General features: G+C 63.6%; 18 protein-coding genes. 14 read left to right on the top strand and 4 right to left on the bottom strand.

The genetic code is table 11. From position 1 onward, the window contains the following. The first annotated feature begins 8 nt into the window (after nt 1–8). From crcB to I2H38_RS12570, 7 genes are all read left to right on the top strand, one after another. Entirely contained in the window at nt 9–395 is a 387-nt protein-coding gene (gene crcB / locus I2H38_RS12600; protein WP_196272196.1) for a fluoride efflux transporter CrcB, read from the top strand. A 191-nt stretch (nt 396–586) separates the two neighbouring features. Further along, nucleotides 587–1,153: a hypothetical protein gene (locus I2H38_RS12595; protein WP_229426676.1), complete on the top strand. Its 567-nt coding sequence runs from the start codon at nt 587–589 to the stop codon at nt 1,151–1,153. Between the two features lie 146 nt (nt 1,154–1,299). Next, nucleotides 1,300–2,553 (top strand): RluA family pseudouridine synthase, encoded by a 1,254-nt coding sequence (locus I2H38_RS12590; RefSeq protein ID WP_196272195.1) that lies wholly within the window; start codon nt 1,300–1,302, stop codon nt 2,551–2,553. Between the two features lie 215 nt (nt 2,554–2,768). Beyond that, nucleotides 2,769–3,224, top strand: a complete 456-nt coding sequence (locus tag I2H38_RS12585; RefSeq protein ID WP_196272194.1) for a hypothetical protein — start codon at nt 2,769–2,771, stop codon at nt 3,222–3,224. 128 nt (nt 3,225–3,352) lie between these two features. After that, on the top strand, nt 3,353–3,946 hold the full coding sequence (locus I2H38_RS12580; RefSeq protein WP_196272193.1) for a GNAT family N-acetyltransferase: 594 nt from the start codon (nt 3,353–3,355) through the stop codon (nt 3,944–3,946). After that, nucleotides 3,943–4,641: an HAD-IA family hydrolase gene (locus I2H38_RS12575; protein WP_196272192.1), complete on the top strand. Its 699-nt coding sequence runs from the start codon at nt 3,943–3,945 to the stop codon at nt 4,639–4,641. Before I2H38_RS12580 ends, I2H38_RS12575 begins: the two co-directional genes overlap by 4 nt. After that, nucleotides 4,638–5,420 (top strand): ATP12 family chaperone protein, encoded by a 783-nt coding sequence (locus I2H38_RS12570; RefSeq protein WP_196272191.1) that lies wholly within the window; start codon nt 4,638–4,640, stop codon nt 5,418–5,420. The genes I2H38_RS12575 and I2H38_RS12570 overlap by 4 nt, the downstream gene beginning before the upstream one ends. Before the next feature lie 47 nt (nt 5,421–5,467). Here the strand turns inward: I2H38_RS12570 and I2H38_RS12565 are convergent, their stop codons facing one another. Then, entirely contained in the window at nt 5,468–5,845 is a 378-nt protein-coding gene (locus tag I2H38_RS12565) for a hypothetical protein (protein ID WP_196272190.1), read from the bottom strand. A gap of 156 nt (nt 5,846–6,001) precedes the next feature. Between I2H38_RS12565 and I2H38_RS12560 the strand changes: the two genes are divergently transcribed. Both I2H38_RS12560 and I2H38_RS12555 read left to right on the top strand, forming a co-directional pair. Continuing rightward, on the top strand, nt 6,002–7,534 hold the full coding sequence (locus tag I2H38_RS12560) for an acyl-CoA carboxylase subunit beta (RefSeq protein ID WP_196272189.1): 1,533 nt from the start codon (nt 6,002–6,004) through the stop codon (nt 7,532–7,534). A 32-nt stretch (nt 7,535–7,566) separates the two neighbouring features. Beyond that, complete coding sequence (locus tag I2H38_RS12555) at nt 7,567–8,676, top strand: PLP-dependent cysteine synthase family protein (RefSeq protein WP_196272188.1); 1,110 nt, start codon at nt 7,567–7,569, stop codon at nt 8,674–8,676. An 82-nt stretch (nt 8,677–8,758) separates the two neighbouring features. Here the strand turns inward: I2H38_RS12555 and I2H38_RS12550 are convergent, their stop codons facing one another. Together I2H38_RS12550 and I2H38_RS12545 are read right to left on the bottom strand one after the other, a co-directional pair. Further along, entirely contained in the window at nt 8,759–9,376 is a 618-nt protein-coding gene (locus I2H38_RS12550; RefSeq protein WP_196272187.1) for an alpha/beta hydrolase, read from the bottom strand. Nucleotides 9,377–9,522: 146 nt separating this feature from the next. Beyond that, complete coding sequence (locus I2H38_RS12545) at nt 9,523–10,452, bottom strand: ring-cleaving dioxygenase (protein ID WP_196272186.1); 930 nt, start codon at nt 10,450–10,452, stop codon at nt 9,523–9,525. 316 nt (nt 10,453–10,768) lie between these two features. Between I2H38_RS12545 and I2H38_RS12540 the strand changes: the two genes are divergently transcribed. The 5 genes from I2H38_RS12540 to I2H38_RS12520 all read left to right on the top strand — a co-directional run bounded on the left by I2H38_RS12540 (nt 10,769) and on the right by I2H38_RS12520 (nt 14,912). After that, nucleotides 10,769–11,182, top strand: a complete 414-nt coding sequence (locus I2H38_RS12540; protein WP_196272185.1) for a hypothetical protein — start codon at nt 10,769–10,771, stop codon at nt 11,180–11,182. A gap of 110 nt (nt 11,183–11,292) precedes the next feature. Beyond that, entirely contained in the window at nt 11,293–13,293 is a 2,001-nt protein-coding gene (locus I2H38_RS12535) for an acetyl-CoA carboxylase biotin carboxylase subunit (protein ID WP_196272184.1), read from the top strand. 61 nt (nt 13,294–13,354) lie between these two features. Then, nucleotides 13,355–13,864, top strand: a complete 510-nt coding sequence (locus I2H38_RS12530; RefSeq protein ID WP_196272183.1) for a gamma-glutamylcyclotransferase family protein — start codon at nt 13,355–13,357, stop codon at nt 13,862–13,864. A gap of 164 nt (nt 13,865–14,028) precedes the next feature. Next, nucleotides 14,029–14,337, top strand: coding sequence for an acylphosphatase (locus I2H38_RS12525; RefSeq protein ID WP_196272182.1), 309 nt, complete (start codon nt 14,029–14,031; stop codon nt 14,335–14,337). 65 nt (nt 14,338–14,402) lie between these two features. Beyond that, nucleotides 14,403–14,912, top strand: coding sequence for a hypothetical protein (locus I2H38_RS12520; RefSeq protein ID WP_196272181.1), 510 nt, complete (start codon nt 14,403–14,405; stop codon nt 14,910–14,912). A 46-nt stretch (nt 14,913–14,958) separates the two neighbouring features. On the opposite strand, the gene I2H38_RS12515 is transcribed toward I2H38_RS12520, so the two are convergent. After that, nucleotides 14,959–15,369 (bottom strand): rhodanese-like domain-containing protein, encoded by a 411-nt coding sequence (locus I2H38_RS12515; RefSeq protein ID WP_196272180.1) that lies wholly within the window; start codon nt 15,367–15,369, stop codon nt 14,959–14,961. Nucleotides 15,370–15,435 lie beyond the last annotated feature (66 nt).

The raw sequence follows: 15,435 nt of genomic DNA, 5'->3' as shown, positions 1-15,435 counted from the left end.
TAGAAGCCATGCAGTCGTATCTTCTCGTCTTCCTCGGTGCCGGGATCGGCGGCGCTCTGCGCCATGGGGTCAATCTCGGTTGCGCCCGCTATTGCGGCATCGCGTTCCCGTGGGGGACGCTGACTGTCAACATCCTTGGCTCCTTCATCATGGGAGTCATCGTTGGCTGGCTGGCCTTCAAGGCCGGGGAGGGGTGGAGCCAGCATCTGCGCCTGTTCCTCACCACTGGCATTCTCGGCGGGTTCACCACTTTTTCGGCTTTCTCCCTCGACGCCGTGCTCATCTGGGAGCGGGGCGATGCCGGTCTCGCCGCCGCTTACGTCGCGGCCTCGGTCCTGCTGTCCCTTGCAGGGCTCGTGTCGGGACTGATGCTCATCCGCGCGATGGCGTCCTAGAGTTTCGTCCGGAAAAGCATGCTCCGACCGGAGGCGCGGGCGATGGATCGCAACGAGCATCGATGATCACGGAAGAGTGTTCACCTTTCGGTCCCTGTTCCAGCGTCATGATGTCCCGTCATTTGAATAACTCGTCGTCTCAAGTGTTCTTCTGGAGAAAGGTCAGAACGTCCTGATCGGAGGACATTGTTATGCGTTTCGCATCCCAGTTTAAGACGAGTTCCAAGGCCTTGCTCGCAGCCGCCGTGTTCGGTGTCAGCGCCATAGCGCTCGCCGCGCCGGCAGAAGCGCGTATGGGAGGGTTCGGTGGTTTCCACGGAGGAGGGTTCGGTGGTTTCCACGGAGGAGGATTCGGCGGGTTCCATGGCGGGGTTGGTGGGTTCCACGGAGGGGGCGGCGGGTTCCGCCCACCCATTTTCCTGCATCCGGGCTTCCGCGGCGGCGTCCATCCGGCCTTTGCAGGCCGCCCCTTCGTCGGGAACCGAGCATTCTTCGTACACCGCCCCTTCTTTTCTAACCGGACAGCCTTCGTGCACCATCCCTTCTTCTTCCACGGGCACCGCTTCTTCAATAACAATGCATTCGCGGTTGGACTTGGCAGCGGTGCGATCCTGGGTGGTCTGGCCTACGACTATCCCTATTACGACTATCCCTACTACGACACCGGGTATGGCGAGGATTGCTATTACGTGCGCCGTCGTATCGTGAACCCGTGGGGATCCGTTGTCTGGCGCCGCGCGCTGGTTTGCGACTATTGAGCGGGGTATCTAAGGCGGCTCGTCGAGAGGCATGACTTTTCCGTCGCCCGGCGCTCTCCTGGGCGCTGGGCGTTCTTCATGAAGAAGTTGGATTGATCTCCATCGCTTGATTGCCGCCCGCGCGGCGCTCTGATACCCACATTCTCATGACGAATAACGGTTCAGGACGAAATGGTGCTCGCGGCGGGCGAGCGGGATCACGGCAGGGCTTTCGCTCCCGTGATGACAAGCCCGCGCGCTCGAGCGCGCCAGCAAAGCAACGGACATCGAAGCCCGTGAGCAAGGCGGCCGTGAGTAAGGCGGCGGCGCGCCCCGCGCCCGCGCCACGGCCCAAGCCCGCGACGGAGGCTCCGCGCCAGCCGACGCGGGCGCAGGCGAAGGCTGCCGCGCAGGAGACCTTGGCGACGGGCGTGCAGACCCTCACGGTCGAGCCCGATGAAGCGGATATGCGCATCGATCGGTTTCTCGTCGCGCGTTTCCCGCAACTGGCCTTCACCCACATTCAACGCATCGTCCGCAAGGGCGAACTGCGCGTCGATGGCAAGCGGGCTAAGCCGAACGAGCGACTGGTCGCTGGCCAGAAGGTCCGCGTACCGCCGCTGAAGCTTGACCAGCCGAGGCCGGTGTCGCGCAGCTCCGCGAAAGATCAGGACGATCAGGAGTTCCTGAAGTCGATCACGCTCTATGAGGACAAGGACGTTCTCGTCATCAACAAGCCCATGGGGCTGGCGGTCCAGGGCGGCTCGGGCACCACGCGCCATGTGGACGGTCTGCTTGAATCCCTACGCGATGCCGAGGGGCAAAAGCCGCGCCTCGTGCACCGGCTCGATAAGGACACGGCGGGCTGCCTCGTCATCGCCAAGACGCGCTTTGCGGCTTCCACCATGGCGAAGTCCTTCCGCGCACGCACCACGCGCAAGATCTATTGGGCGCTGGTCGCCGGTGTCCCCCGCGTGCGGCAGGGACGAATCTCGACCTATCTCGCCAAGGAAGAGGGCGGCGAGGGCGATTCCCGCATGAAGGTCGCCCGCCATGGCGACGAGGGCGCCAGCCACGCGCTGACTTATTACGCTGTGGTCGACACGGCGGCGCACAAGCTCGCCTGGCTCTCGCTGAAGCCTGTCACCGGCCGCACTCACCAGCTGCGCGCCCACGCGGCGCATATCGGCCATCCCATCGTCGGCGATCCGAAGTATTTCGACATCGAGAACTGGGAGTTGCCGGGCGGAATTCAGAACAAGCTGCATCTTTTGGCGCGGCGTATCGTCATCGCCCATCCCCGGACGGGCAAGCCCATCGACGTCACCGCGCCGCTGCCGCCGCATATCCAGCAGAGTTTCAACCTGCTCGGCTTCGATGTCGGCCGCTACGATCCGATCATCGACGCGCCGGAAGAGTAAGCAAGATCCGGGAAAGTGGAGCCCGGGTTTCCGAAAAGATCATGCGCGATCAAATATTGAGAGGTCTAATCCTGATGTCGGTCAGGATCAGACTCTAAAGCTCCGCTTCCTTCCTCTGATCTCCGTCGGGTCGCACTTTTGCCGCCCGACCGCGTTATCCTCCAATATCTCAGTCCGCCGCTATGGCGGGCTGGGTCTTTGGAAGGAGGAGATCGATGGAACACAAGCATCTTGATCAGCTCCGTACCGTCGCCGACGTTCAGCCGAGATCATTGACCCGGCAAGAGCGTCTCGAACGTTGGATCGGGCTTCTCGAGCGCGATCCGACACGGCGGCTGAACTCTCTTGGCGAAATCGAATACAAGCCACCGGAGGAGCGGGCTCTCATTCGGGAAGACAACTCACCCCTGACAGTTGCCTTCGAAGATCCGGTTCTGCGGGCCGACGGCCTGGGGAGCGACAGGCTCGGCGATGCCATGAACTTCTTCGAGCTGTCCGACGGACAGGCGCATTATGCCCTGTGCTCCTGCCTCAGTGGGCGACACATGGAAGCGTCTTCGTTCGCCCAACGGCTGCGCAATACGATGACGGACGCCAATTGGCGTCTCGGAGCATGGGCCTTGGCCGGTCTCGCGCTGAGCCTGCCGGGGGTCATCTACCTGTTTCACTAGGGCGGGACTTGCATATCCGCTGCGACACATGATCGGGAGGCAGACCAGCCTCCCGATCAGCGCTGTTTGACTGTTGCGATGTGGTCCACGATGAAGGACAACGCGGCAGACGAACAGGCGCTTGAATCATGCTTCATATCGAACCCGTGACGCTTTCGACGGACAAGCTTGTCCTGCGGCCTTTAAGCGTCGAGGATATTCCCGCCTTGGCTGAGGCGGCGGCCGACGGGGCCCAGTGGGAAAAGAAGACCACGACCGTGCCGAGGCCGGAGGGCTTTGCGGCCTATGTGCAAAAGGCTCTGGAGCTTCAGGCCGCCGGGTTGGCGCTTCCTTTCACGACGGTCGTGAAAGACGGCGGGCGCGTCGCGGGTTGCACGCGATATATGAATATCGATGCCGCCAACCATCGGGTCGAAATCGGCACCACCTGGATCGCCGGATCGTGGCAGCGGACCTTCGTCAACACTCATGCGAAGTTCTTGATGCTCCGCCATGCGTTTGAAAACCTCGACTGTCTCGCCGTGGAGCTTCGGACGCATCGCCTCAACGATCAGTCCCGCACGGCCATCGAGCGCCTGGGAGCCAAGCTCGACGGCATCCTGCGACAACACATGATCATGCCGGACGGGCATGTCCGCGATACGGTCGTCTACAGCATTATCCGCGAGGAATGGCCCGCCGTGAAGGCCGGGCTCGAGCGGCGGATGACGGATCGCCCATGAAACTCGTTCTCTTCGATGTCGACGGCACGCTCGTCGATAGTCAAAACATCATTGTTGCCGCGCAGCAGGTCGCCTTCGCCGCGCATGGATTGGAAGCGCCGAGCCGGGAGCGGTCGCTCTCGATCGTCGGTCTGTCCCTCATCGAGGCCTTCACCATGCTTGCAGGGCCGCATGCGCCGGTCGAGAGCCTGACTCAATCCTACAAGGACGCTTTCGCGACGCTGCGGTTGGACCCGGCTCATGCCGAACCGCTGTTCCCCGGTGCTCTCGACTGCCTCGATTGGCTAAGCAAGCGCGAGGACGTGATCTTGGGGATTGCGACCGGCAAAACCCGGCGCGGCGTGGCGCATCTGCTCGAACGCCATGAGTGGCACGGCGTTTTCTCCACCATCCAGACGGCGGATGATGCGCCCTCGAAGCCCCATCCGGCGATGATCCAGCAGGCGATGGCCGAAGTCGGCGTCGAGCCGCATGAGACGTTGATGATCGGCGATTCGAGCTTCGACATGGCGATGGCCCGCGCGGCAGGCGTGCTGCCGGTCGGCGTGTCCTGGGGCTTCCAGCCGGTGACGGCGCTCAATGAGGCCGGGGCTCACCATATCGTCGATTCCTATGCCGAGCTTGGGACGATCCTGACCGGTTTTCTCAGGTCCCCCTCGCAGGCGGCCAATCCCGCTCCCATGTCACTGTCATGACCGATCAACGAGACTGGTTCCCCCCGACCGACGAGCCCAACCCGATGCGCGCTGCGCAGGCGGGGATGAAACCGCCCTTGCCGAAGCGCTTCTATAAGGAAGCGAGCGTCGAGGCGCGCGACGGCTTGCATTTTCTCACCCTCGATGGCCGCACGGCGAAGACGCCCGGCCGTCAGGCCCTGGCGGTGCCCTCTCGCGGCCTCGCGGAGGCCTTGGCGGCCGAATGGGCTGGACAGGGAGCGGAGATCGATCCGGCCACCATGCCGGTGACCCGCATCGTCAACTCCGCCATCGACGGCGTCGCGCCCCGGAAGGTCGAGGTGATCGACGATCTGGCTCGCTACGCTGGGTCCGATCTGATCTGCTATCGCGTGGGCGAGCCGGCGCGTCTGGCCGAAGCGCAGGACGCCGCGTGGGCTCCGATTCTCGATTGGGCGAGGGAGGTGCATGGCGCGCGCTTCGCGCTCGCCGAGGGCGTGATGCACGTGGCGCAGCCGGATGAAGCCGTCGCGGCCCTTCGCAAGGCTATCGAGGATTTCGACTCGCCCTTCGCTCTGGCGGCCTTGCACGTGATGACGACGCTCAGCGGGTCGGTGCTGATTTCGCTCGCTCATGCCTCGCAAGCGATCGATGTGGAGCAGGCGTGGGCCGCCGCCCATGTGGACGAGCTGTTCCAGGAAAGCGTCTGGGGCGAGGATTACGAGGCGATGGAGCGCCGCCGCAGGCGCGAAGCCGATTTTCGCGCGGCCTCGCAGGTTTTCAATCTGGTCGCCCGATAGAAAAGAAGCCGCCGGCGATGTTCTCGCCGACGGCCAACGGAGCTTGATTAACCGCGCTGGAAGCTGATGCCGCACTTCTTCTGGATGGCGGCTTGCTCGATGGCCTGCATCTGACCTTTGAGGCGCGCCAGTTCCGCCGTCTTGGCATTGTCGCCACCGACGAAGAAAGCTGCCGGCCAGAAGATGACGACTGCGGCGGTGGTCGCCACCGTGTCCTTCGTGCGCTGCGAATCCTGCGCACCAGCCGCTGCCGCTGCGGCACCGCTCAGGCGCTGGGCCTCTTGGCTCAATTCCTTGCAGGTATAGCTCTGGTAGGAGATCGGCGAGACATAGGATGCCGCCACGTCCTCAGAGCGGCTCGCGCACCCGGCGACGGTCAGCGATGTGACGGCGGCGAAGGCCGCGATTGTGTGGATATGCTTCATGTTTTGCCACTTTATGGGATAACGTTACATGCGCTATCTAGCCTCCGGTCCCGACCCGCGAAGTGACGTGGAGCACATCCATAGTGGGATGTTTGGCCCCGCGCGGCTGTGCTAAGCGATGAGGAAGGTTCTTCTCTCGATGCTCAGAGATCACGCATGAAAGACATTCTCGAACGGCTCGAAGACAGGCGTGCCCAGGCGCGGCTCGGCGGCGGCGAAAAGCGGATCGCGGCGCAGCATGCGCGCGGCAAGCTCACCGCCCGTGAGCGCATCGAGCTGCTGCTCGATCACGGCTCGTTCGAGGAGTTCGACATGTTCGTCGAGCACCGCTCGACCGATTTCGGCATGGAGAAGGTGAAGATCCCGGGTGACGGCGTGGTGACCGGCTGGGGCACGGTCAATGGCCGCACGGTGTTCGTCTTCGCCAAGGACTTCACGGTTTTCGGCGGCTCGCTCTCCGAGACGCATGCCCAGAAGATCATCAAGATCCAGGACATGGCGCTGAAGATGCGCGCGCCGATCATCGGCCTGTTCGATGCGGGCGGCGCGCGCATTCAGGAGGGCGTCGCGGCGCTCGGCGGCTATGGCGAGGTGTTCAAGCGCAATGTCATCGCCTCCGGTGTCATTCCGCAGATCTCGGTCATCATGGGGCCATGCGCTGGCGGCGACGTCTATTCGCCGGCCATGACCGACTTCATCTTCATGGTGCGCGACCGCTCCTACATGTTCGTCACCGGGCCGGAGGTGGTGAAGACCGTCACCAACGAAACCGTGACCTCGGAAGAACTCGGCGGCGCGAAGATTCACACCACCAAGTCGTCCGTGGCCGATGGCGCTTACGACAACGATGTCGAGGCGCTGCTGCAGGTCCGCCGCCTGATCGATTTCCTGCCCGCGAACAATCTCGACGGCGCGCCGGAAATCCCGAGCTTCGACGATCCGAACCGGGTCGATGACAGCCTCGACACGCTGATCCCCGACAATCCGAACAAGCCCTACGACATGAAGGAGCTGATTCTCAAAGTCGTGGACGAGGGCGACTTCTTCGAGATTCAGGAAGCCTTCGCCAAAAACATCATCACCGGTTTCGCCCGCATCGAGGGCCGCACCATCGGCATCGTGGCGAACCAGCCGATGGTGCTGGCGGGCGTGCTCGATTCCGACGCCTCCCGCAAGGCGGCCCGCTTCATCCGTTTCTGCGATGCGTTCAACATTCCGGTCGTGACCTTCGAGGACGTGCCCGGCTTCCTGCCCGGTACGGCGCAGGAATATGGCGGCCTGATCAAGCACGGCGCGAAGCTTTTGTTTGCTTACTCCGAGGCGACCGTGCCGCTGGTGACGGTGATCACGCGCAAAGCCTATGGCGGGGCCTACGACGTCATGGCCTCCAAACATGTCGGCGGCGACGTGAACTACGCCTGGCCGACCGCGCAGATCGCGGTGATGGGCGCGAAGGGCGCGGTGGAAATCATCTTCCGCAGCGACATCGGCGATCCCGACAAGATCGCCGCCCGCACCAAGGAATACGAGGACCGCTTCATGTCGCCCTTTGTGGCGGCGGAGCGCGGCTACATCGACGAGGTGATCATGCCGCACTCAACGCGCCGACGCATCGCCCGTGCGCTCGCGATGCTGCGCGCGAAGGAAGTCGAGCGGCCGTGGAAGAAGCACGACAATATTCCGTTGTAAGAAACGCCAGGGACAAATTGATCTCATCCGCAATGACCACTCCATCCGACCGCTCCTGGGTCTCAACCGCCATCCAGATCATCGAGGCGGATTTCAATCGCTCGTCGGATACTCATCTCCTGCGCGTGCCACTGTCTGGTGTTCCCGGCGCCGCGCTTTATCTGAAGGACGAGTCGACCCATCCTTCGGGCAGCCTCAAACATCGGCTGGCGCGTTCGCTGTTCCTGTACGGATTGTGCAACGGCTGGATCGGGCCGGAGACGACCATCATCGAAGCCTCGAGTGGATCGACCGCCGTGTCGGAGGCCTATTTCGCGCGGATGCTCGGCTTGAGGTTTATCGCGGTCATGCCCCGCTCGACCTCTGCCGAGAAGATCGCGCAGATCGCCTTCTATGGGGGCGAGAGCCATTTCGTGGATTCTCCGGCCGAAATGTACACGGAGAGTGCCCGCCTAGCCGAGGCGCTGGGCGGCCATTACATGGATCAGTTCACCTTCGCCGAGCGTGCAACGGATTGGCGAGGCAACAACAACATCGCCGAGTCCATTTTCAGCCAGATGGCCCATGAGGAACATCCGGTTCCCGCATGGATCGTGGTGGGAGCGGGGACGGGCGGCACATCGGCGACGCTCGGACGCTACATCCGCTATCGCCGCCTGCAGACCCGCCTGTGTCTTGCTGATCCGGAAGCATCCGTTTTCCATCGTCATCTGGCCGACCGAAGCGTCTGCACAACCTCGGAAGCGCCGTCGCTGATCGAGGGCATCGGACGCCCTCGCTGCGAGCCCTCCTTCATTCCCGAATTGATCGACGAGGCCTATGCGGTGCCGGACGTGGCAAGCATTGCAGCTGCTCGCGTCCTGTCCCGCCGGATCGGTCGTTCATGCGGCGGATCGACCGGCACCAATCTATGGGCGGTCGCTCAGATCATCAGCGATATGGCGAAACGCGGCGAGCGGGGATCGATCGTAACCCTCCTGTGCGACTCAGGAGAGCGCTATCGCAGCACCCATCTCGACGATGCGTGGCTCAATCAGCGCGGCATCGAGACGGGCCCTGCCGAAGAAGCGATGGACCGCTTTTTCGAAACAGGCCTTTTTACCGCCATGACCGGTCCTGACGCGCGATGGTCCCGATCCTGAGGAGCATGCGCAGCCTCCGGTGAAGGATGGCCCGGCGCTGCGCACCTCCCAGGATGAGAGGCTCCGAAGCCGATTGGGAACCTTAAAGCTCCCGGTTCGTCAACCAATCCCGCGTCAGCAGAACGTCCTGCTGCGATAGCCCGTGTCCGACCGGCAGAGTCTTGTGTCGCACCTCGGCTCCGGATGCGCCAAGCGCGGCCGCCAACCGGCTTGAGTTTTCTACCGGAATGATCGGGTCCATCTGCCCCGACAGCATCAGCACCCGCTTGCCGGAGAGATCGACCTTCGGCGTCTCGCTCAACGGCACCATCGCGCGCAGCAGCACGGCACCAGCGAGCGCCTCCGGCCGCAGCATCAGCATGGCGGCGGCGATGTTGGCGCCGTTGGAGAAGCCGACGGCGATGGGGGCGTTAAGGCCGTAGGCTTTGCGGGCTTCGGCGACGAAATCCGCGAGTTCGTGCGCGCGCGCCTTCACGTCCGCTTCGTCGAAAACGCCTTCCGCCAGACGCCGGAAGAAGCGGGGCATGCCGTTCTCCAGCACCTTGCCGCGCGGTGAGAGCAGAGCGGAGCCGGGGGAGATGGTTTGGCCAAGCGGGATCAGGTCGTCCTCGTTGCCGCCAGTGCCGTGCAGCAACAGCAGAGGAGGGCGGCCCGGTTCCGTTGTGGGCACATAGCGATGAATGAAGGAAAGCTCGGTCATGGTTTTCAACTTTCTCCCTCGCCCCTTTGCGGGAGAGGGTGCCCTGCGCGGGCTGGGCGGGAGAGGGGTGCCAGAGCGAGGACGGACCCTCTCCGGCTCACTTCGTTCGCCACCCTCTCCCGCGGAGGGGAGAGGGTGAGGCGGGGTTACGCCAACTCGGGCAGCTTGGCCTCGAGCTCGCTGCGGCGGGATTCGAGGAACGCGGGCAGTTTCAGTTCGTGTCCCAGCGCGTCGATGTCCTCGTCCACGGCGAAGCCGGGAATGTCGGTCGCGATCTCGAACAGAATGCCGCCGGGCTCCCGGAAATAGACTGAGCGGAAATAGTTGCGGTCGCGCTGCTCGGTCGTCTTGATGCCGTGGTTTTCAGCCAACCGTTTCACCATCTCGGCCTGCGCGGCGTCATCTTCCGCGCGGAACGCGATGTGGTGCACGGAGCCACCGCCCATGCGACCAGGCAGGAAGCCCTTCGCCGACCGGACATCGACCGTTCCGCCCATGGCAGCATCGCTCGTGTAGCGGATCAGCGAGCCGTCGCGGCCGGTTTCCCTAAAGCCGAAGACGTCGGTCAGGATCGCGCCTGTCTGTGCGGCGTCTTCGACGAGCAGAGTGACACCCTCGAAGCCCTGAATCGCGTATTCCGCAGGGATACCGCCTCCAGCCCAGGCCGACGCATCATCGGCATTCGGGATGCCGACGAGGGCGAGGCTCGTGCCGTCCGGGTCCTTGAAGGTCAGGACGGTCTGGCCGAAGCGTTTCTCCACCGCGCCGTGCGCGACGCCCTTTTCCAGGAAGCGATGTGCCCAATAGCCGATGGCGGCTTCCGGCACACGAAAGGCGGTTTCCTGCGTCGTGCCGACTCCGGCGCGTCCCGGCGCCACGTGCTCCCACGGAAAGAAGGTGAGGATCGTGCCGGGCTGGCCGAGGCCGTCGCCGAAATAGAGATGGTACGTGCCGGGATCGTCGAAATTGACGGTCTTCTTAACCAGGCGCAGGCCCAGAACCTGCGTATAGAAGGCGAGATTGCGGCGCGCCGGGCCGGCAATGGCCGTGACGTGATGAATACCGTGATGCCGCATGGCGTGGATCTCCTTAACACCTGAGCGCGAATTCGCGCCGCTTGGCCGGGAGATAAGTACCATTCGCCCGCAACAAAGTGCGGAAAGGGCGACCTTGCGGGATTGCAAGGGTCGAACGCCGATGCGGCCAAAGCGATGCGGTTTCTAGGGAATCTCCGGCGGAAAGATTCCAGCAACCAAAGAGTCTCAACAACGCTTAACCTCAACGGCGATTCAGATTTGGCTGTTAACGGTTTAGCCCGTGACTCCGTGTGAAAGTCATCCTCGGATAAGAGATCAACCGGCATCAAACAATAAGCCGGGGGGAGTCAAACAGATGATTAACTCTAAGCTTCGCGATTTCATCGAGAGCGTCATCGATAACAAGTATATCTCGGCCGATGACGTGAAAGAACTTCAGCGGAACGTGCTTGACGACGGCATCATGACTCGCCTCGAGGCCGAGGCGCTGCTCGCCCTCGACCGTACCCTCGATGCCGATGAGAGCTGGGGCCCGGCGCTGACGGTCCTCGTCGTCGACTTCGCGGTGTGGGGCCTGCGCCCGACCGGCGCTGTCAACAACGATGACGCCCTGTGGCTGGCGACTGCGCTGGATATGGCTGGCCCAACGGAAACCGCCATGAACATCGCCTATGCGGTTCTCGATGAATCGGACCGTGTGGACACGGCACTGCTCGACTTCATCATGCGCGGCCGTCAGCATGCGCGGCTTTGCCGCCTGGCGGCCTGACCCGTCGTTTCGCCTCTTACGCTAAATGCTGAAGCTCATGCCGCTTTCCGAATGCAAGGATGTGCAGTAACGGGAATAGGACATCTCTTGCTTGAAGCGTTCGAGGGCTCATGTTCGACAAGATCCTGATTGCCAACCGTGGCGAGATCGCGTGCCGCGTCATCAAGACGGCCCGGCGCATGGGCATCAAGACGGTTGCGGTCTATTCCGATGCGGACCGCGATGCGCTCCATGTGGAGATGGCCGATGAGGCGGTGCATATCGGACCGGCTGCGGCGGCGCAGTCTTATCTGGTGATCGAGAAGATCATCGAGGCCTGCAAACAGACCGGCGCGCAGGCGGTGCATCCGGGCTACGGTTTCCTGTCCGAGCGTGAGGCTTTTCCGAAGGCGCTGGCGGAGGCGGGCATCGTCTTCATCGGCCCCAATCCGCACGCCATCGCCGCCATGGGCGACAAGATCGAGTCGAAAAAGGCGGCGGCTGCCGCCAAGGTCTCGACCGTCCCCGGCTTTCTCGGCGTGATCGAGAGCCCGGAACAGGCCGTCCCCATCGCCAACGAGATCGGCTATCCGGTGATGATCAAGGCCTCCGCCGGTGGCGGCGGCAAGGGCATGCGCATCGCTTACTCCGCGGACGAGGTGGCGGAGGGCTTCGCCCGCGCCAAGTCGGAAGCGGCTAGCTCGTTTGGCGACGATCGGGTCTTCATCGAGAAATTCATCACCGATCCGCGCCACATCGAAATCCAGGTGCTCGGCGACAAGCACGGCAACGTGATCTATCTCGGCGAGCGCGAATGCTCGATCCAGCGCCGCAACCAGAAGGTCATCGAGGAGGCCCCATCCCCGCTGCTCGACGAGGCGACCCGAAGGCTCATGGGCGAGCAGGCGGTCGCTCTCGCCAAGGCCGTCGGCTACGACAGCGCCGGCACGGTCGAGTTCGTGGCAGGCCAGGACAAGTCCTTCTACTTCCTCGAAATGAACACCCGCCTGCAGGTCGAGCATCCGGTGACCGAGATGATCACCGGCATCGACCTTGTGGAGGAGATGATCCGGGTTGCGGCGGGCGAGAAGCTGCGGCTGGCGCAAACGGATGTGAAACTCAACGGCTGGGCGGTGGAAAGCCGCATCTATGCAGAAGACCCGGTGCGCAACTTCCTGCCCTCCACGGGCCGCCTCGTGACCTATCGCCCGCCGCACGAGGGCGAGGAGCACGGCGTGACCATCCGCAACGACACCGGCGTGTACGAGGGCGGCGAGATCTCGATCTATTACGATCCGATGATCGCCAAGCTCGTCACCCATGCGCCGACGCGCGCGCGGGCCATCGAGGCGCAAGGAAAGGCGCTCGACGCCTTCGCCATCGACGGCATCCGCCACAACATCCCGTTCCTCTCGGCCTTGATGCAGCATCCGCGCTGGCAGTCGGGCCACCTCTCGACCGGCTTCATCGCCGAGGAGTTCCCGCAAGGCTTCAAGGCCCCCGCGCCTGAAGGCGAGATCGCCTTGCGCATGGCGGCGGTCGCCGCCGCCATCGACCATCTGCTGAACGAGCGCAAGCGCCAGATCTCCGGCCAGATGCGCCCCACTTCCGCCGTGCGGTTCGACCGTGAGCGGGTGGTCATGCTCGGCCGCGAGCGGCGCGACGTGGTGATCGAGGACATCGACGGCGGCATCGCAGTTCTCATCGAGGGCCAGGCCCGGCCGGTCTCCTCGTCCTGGAAGCCGGGTGACCCGGTCTGGACCGGCACGGTCGGCGGCGAGGCCATCGCCGTGCAGGTGCGTCCGCTCCTTAACGGCATGCTTTTGTCCCATGCGGGCGCGGCGGTGGAGGCGCGCGTCTACACCCACCGCGAGGCGGACCTCGCCGCCCTGATGCCGGAGAAGGTCGAGGCCGATACCGGCAAGAAACTGCTCTGCCCGATGCCGGGCCTCGTCAAGGCGATCAGCGTCAAGCCGGGGCAGGAGGTCAAGGTCGGCGAGCCACTCTGCATGGTCGAGGCCATGAAGATGGAAAACGTCCTGCGCGCCGAGCGCGACGGCACCATTGCCAAGATCCACGCCAAGGAAGGCGACAGCCTCGCCGTCGATGCCGTGATCCTGGAATTCGCGTGATAGGGGTCCCATGCGTCACCCGAGGATGACCTTTTAGAAAACAGGACGCCTTAGGAACGCCATGCCGCTCTACTTCGCCTATGGCTCCAACATGGACCAGGCCGACATGGCCAAACGCTGCCCTGGCTCGAAAGTGGTTGGGGTGGGACGATTGATGCGCCACCGCTTCGTCATCTTCGATGGCGGCTATGCGTCGGTCGTCCGCGATCCGCAGCGCGCGGTCTGGGGCGTGGTGTGGGATCTGGCCTTGGGTGATGTGCCCGCGCTCGACCGCTACGAGAACCTGTCCACGGGACTCTACACCAAGGTCATTCAGCCGGTTCTGACTCCGCAGGGGCCGCGCAGGGCGATTGTCTATGTCGCGCGAAGCGCCAAGCCCGGCACGCCGAAGCCAGGCTATATGGAAGGGGTCGTGGCGGCAGCGGAGGAGGCGGGTTTACCCAAGGATTATATCCATGGGCTTGCGGCCTTGCTGCCGCATGTGCAGCCGTCCTCGCCGCCGGAGCAGCCCAAGGTCCGCCCGCGCTGGAGTTCTCCCGCCAACGTGTCGCGCAAGCCGAGCGAGCTTTGACGCGTAACCCCTGTCATTGCGGGCCGCGCAGCGGAGCCCGCAACCCATAAACACCGAGCGCTCCGATGAAGGCGCCGCATGCCGCCCTTTCTGGAGGTGCTGGGGCTATGGATTCCGGCTAACCGCCCTTCGCTTGCCGCCTATCCGGGCTTATGATGTTGGACATGACGTTGAACCGAACTCTCCATGTACTCATCCACGGACGCGTCCAGGGCGTCGGCTTTCGCGCCTGGACACACCATCAGGCGGAACTTCATGGGCTTAACGGCTGGGTCCGCAATTGCCGGGACGGGTCGGTCGAGGCCCTGTTCTCGGGACCTGATGCGCTTGTCGAGGCGATGCTGAAAGCCTGCCAACAGGGGCCGCGCGGCGCGGTGGTCGAGCGCGTTGAGGTGGTCGAAGACCCGAATATGGCCGACGATCCGAACGGCGACGCCGAAGACGAGGGCTTCAGGGTTCTGCCAACCGTTTGAAGGTATTGGAACTGCTCCGTCCGGCGAAGCGTTTTGTCGTTTCGGTTCGGCGAACGGAGATACCGATGGCGACGCCTCGCAAAACGGAACGACGCGTTCTGAGCCACGACGAGTTTGAACTGGTCCAGAACACGCACCACCCCGCCCTTGCCCAGCTGGACAAGAAGGATCTCGACCGGGTCACCAAGCTTCTTCGGGAGCGCCGTGACCGTGCCCAGGACATCCTCAACCGGCAACGGCGCGACATCCGCACGAAGGGACTCGGCCGGACCACATTCGCCGAGGAGGAGCGGGGGACACGCCGGAAGAAAGCTGTGCTGCGCGAGGCGCTCGGACGCGTGAGCAAGGAGCAGTCCAGGCGAAACGCGAAGGCCGGTCTCAAGCAGAGCGCCCGCAGGGCGCTTGCGCTGAAGCGGTCCACACCGGCCTCGAAGACCCCCTCGGCAGGCCACACACCCGATGAAGGCATGAAACCAAAGACGAGCGCGCGGCGAGACCAGATCGTCAATCCGATGGATGCCGGTCGTGTCTCGCAGAAGGGCAAGGTGGCCCAAGCCAAGCGTGACAGCCGCTAGAGCGCGGGCTCCGCGACCATCTCACTCGGAGCGATCATAGAGCTGATTATCGCTGTTTCGGTGGCGGGACCTCCACCGGTCCGCCTGCCTCCTTCCACGCCTTGAACCCTCCATCGATATGGGCCACGGGCTTCAACCCCATGTCCTGCGCGGTCGCCGCTGAGAGAGCGGAGCGCCAGCCGCCGCCGCAGAAAAAGACGAAGGCCTTGTCCTGCGCGAAAACCGGTTTGTGATAGGGGCTTTCCGGGTCGATCCAGAATTCCAGCATCCCCCTCGGACAATGCATCGCGCCGGGCATCTGGCCATCCCGGTCGAGCTCGCGCGGGTCGCGCAAATCGACGAACACGGTGTCGTCGCGCCCGTGCAGGGTGAGCGCGTCCGTGGCGGACAAGGTTTTGATCTTCGTCAGCGCCTCCTCCAGCATCGCTTTGTAGCCGCGTTTGATGGTTTGGGGCATCGCCGTGCTCCGCTTTAAAGCTTTGAACAAACTGGGCATGGTAGAGATAGAGTCAACGGGAGGCGA

It is taken from the genome of Microvirga alba, from assembly GCF_015694465.1.
GTDB classification, from domain to species: Bacteria; Pseudomonadota; Alphaproteobacteria; order Rhizobiales; family Beijerinckiaceae; genus Microvirga; species Microvirga alba.
This window is presented reverse-complemented; position numbering and strand designations above follow the sequence as displayed.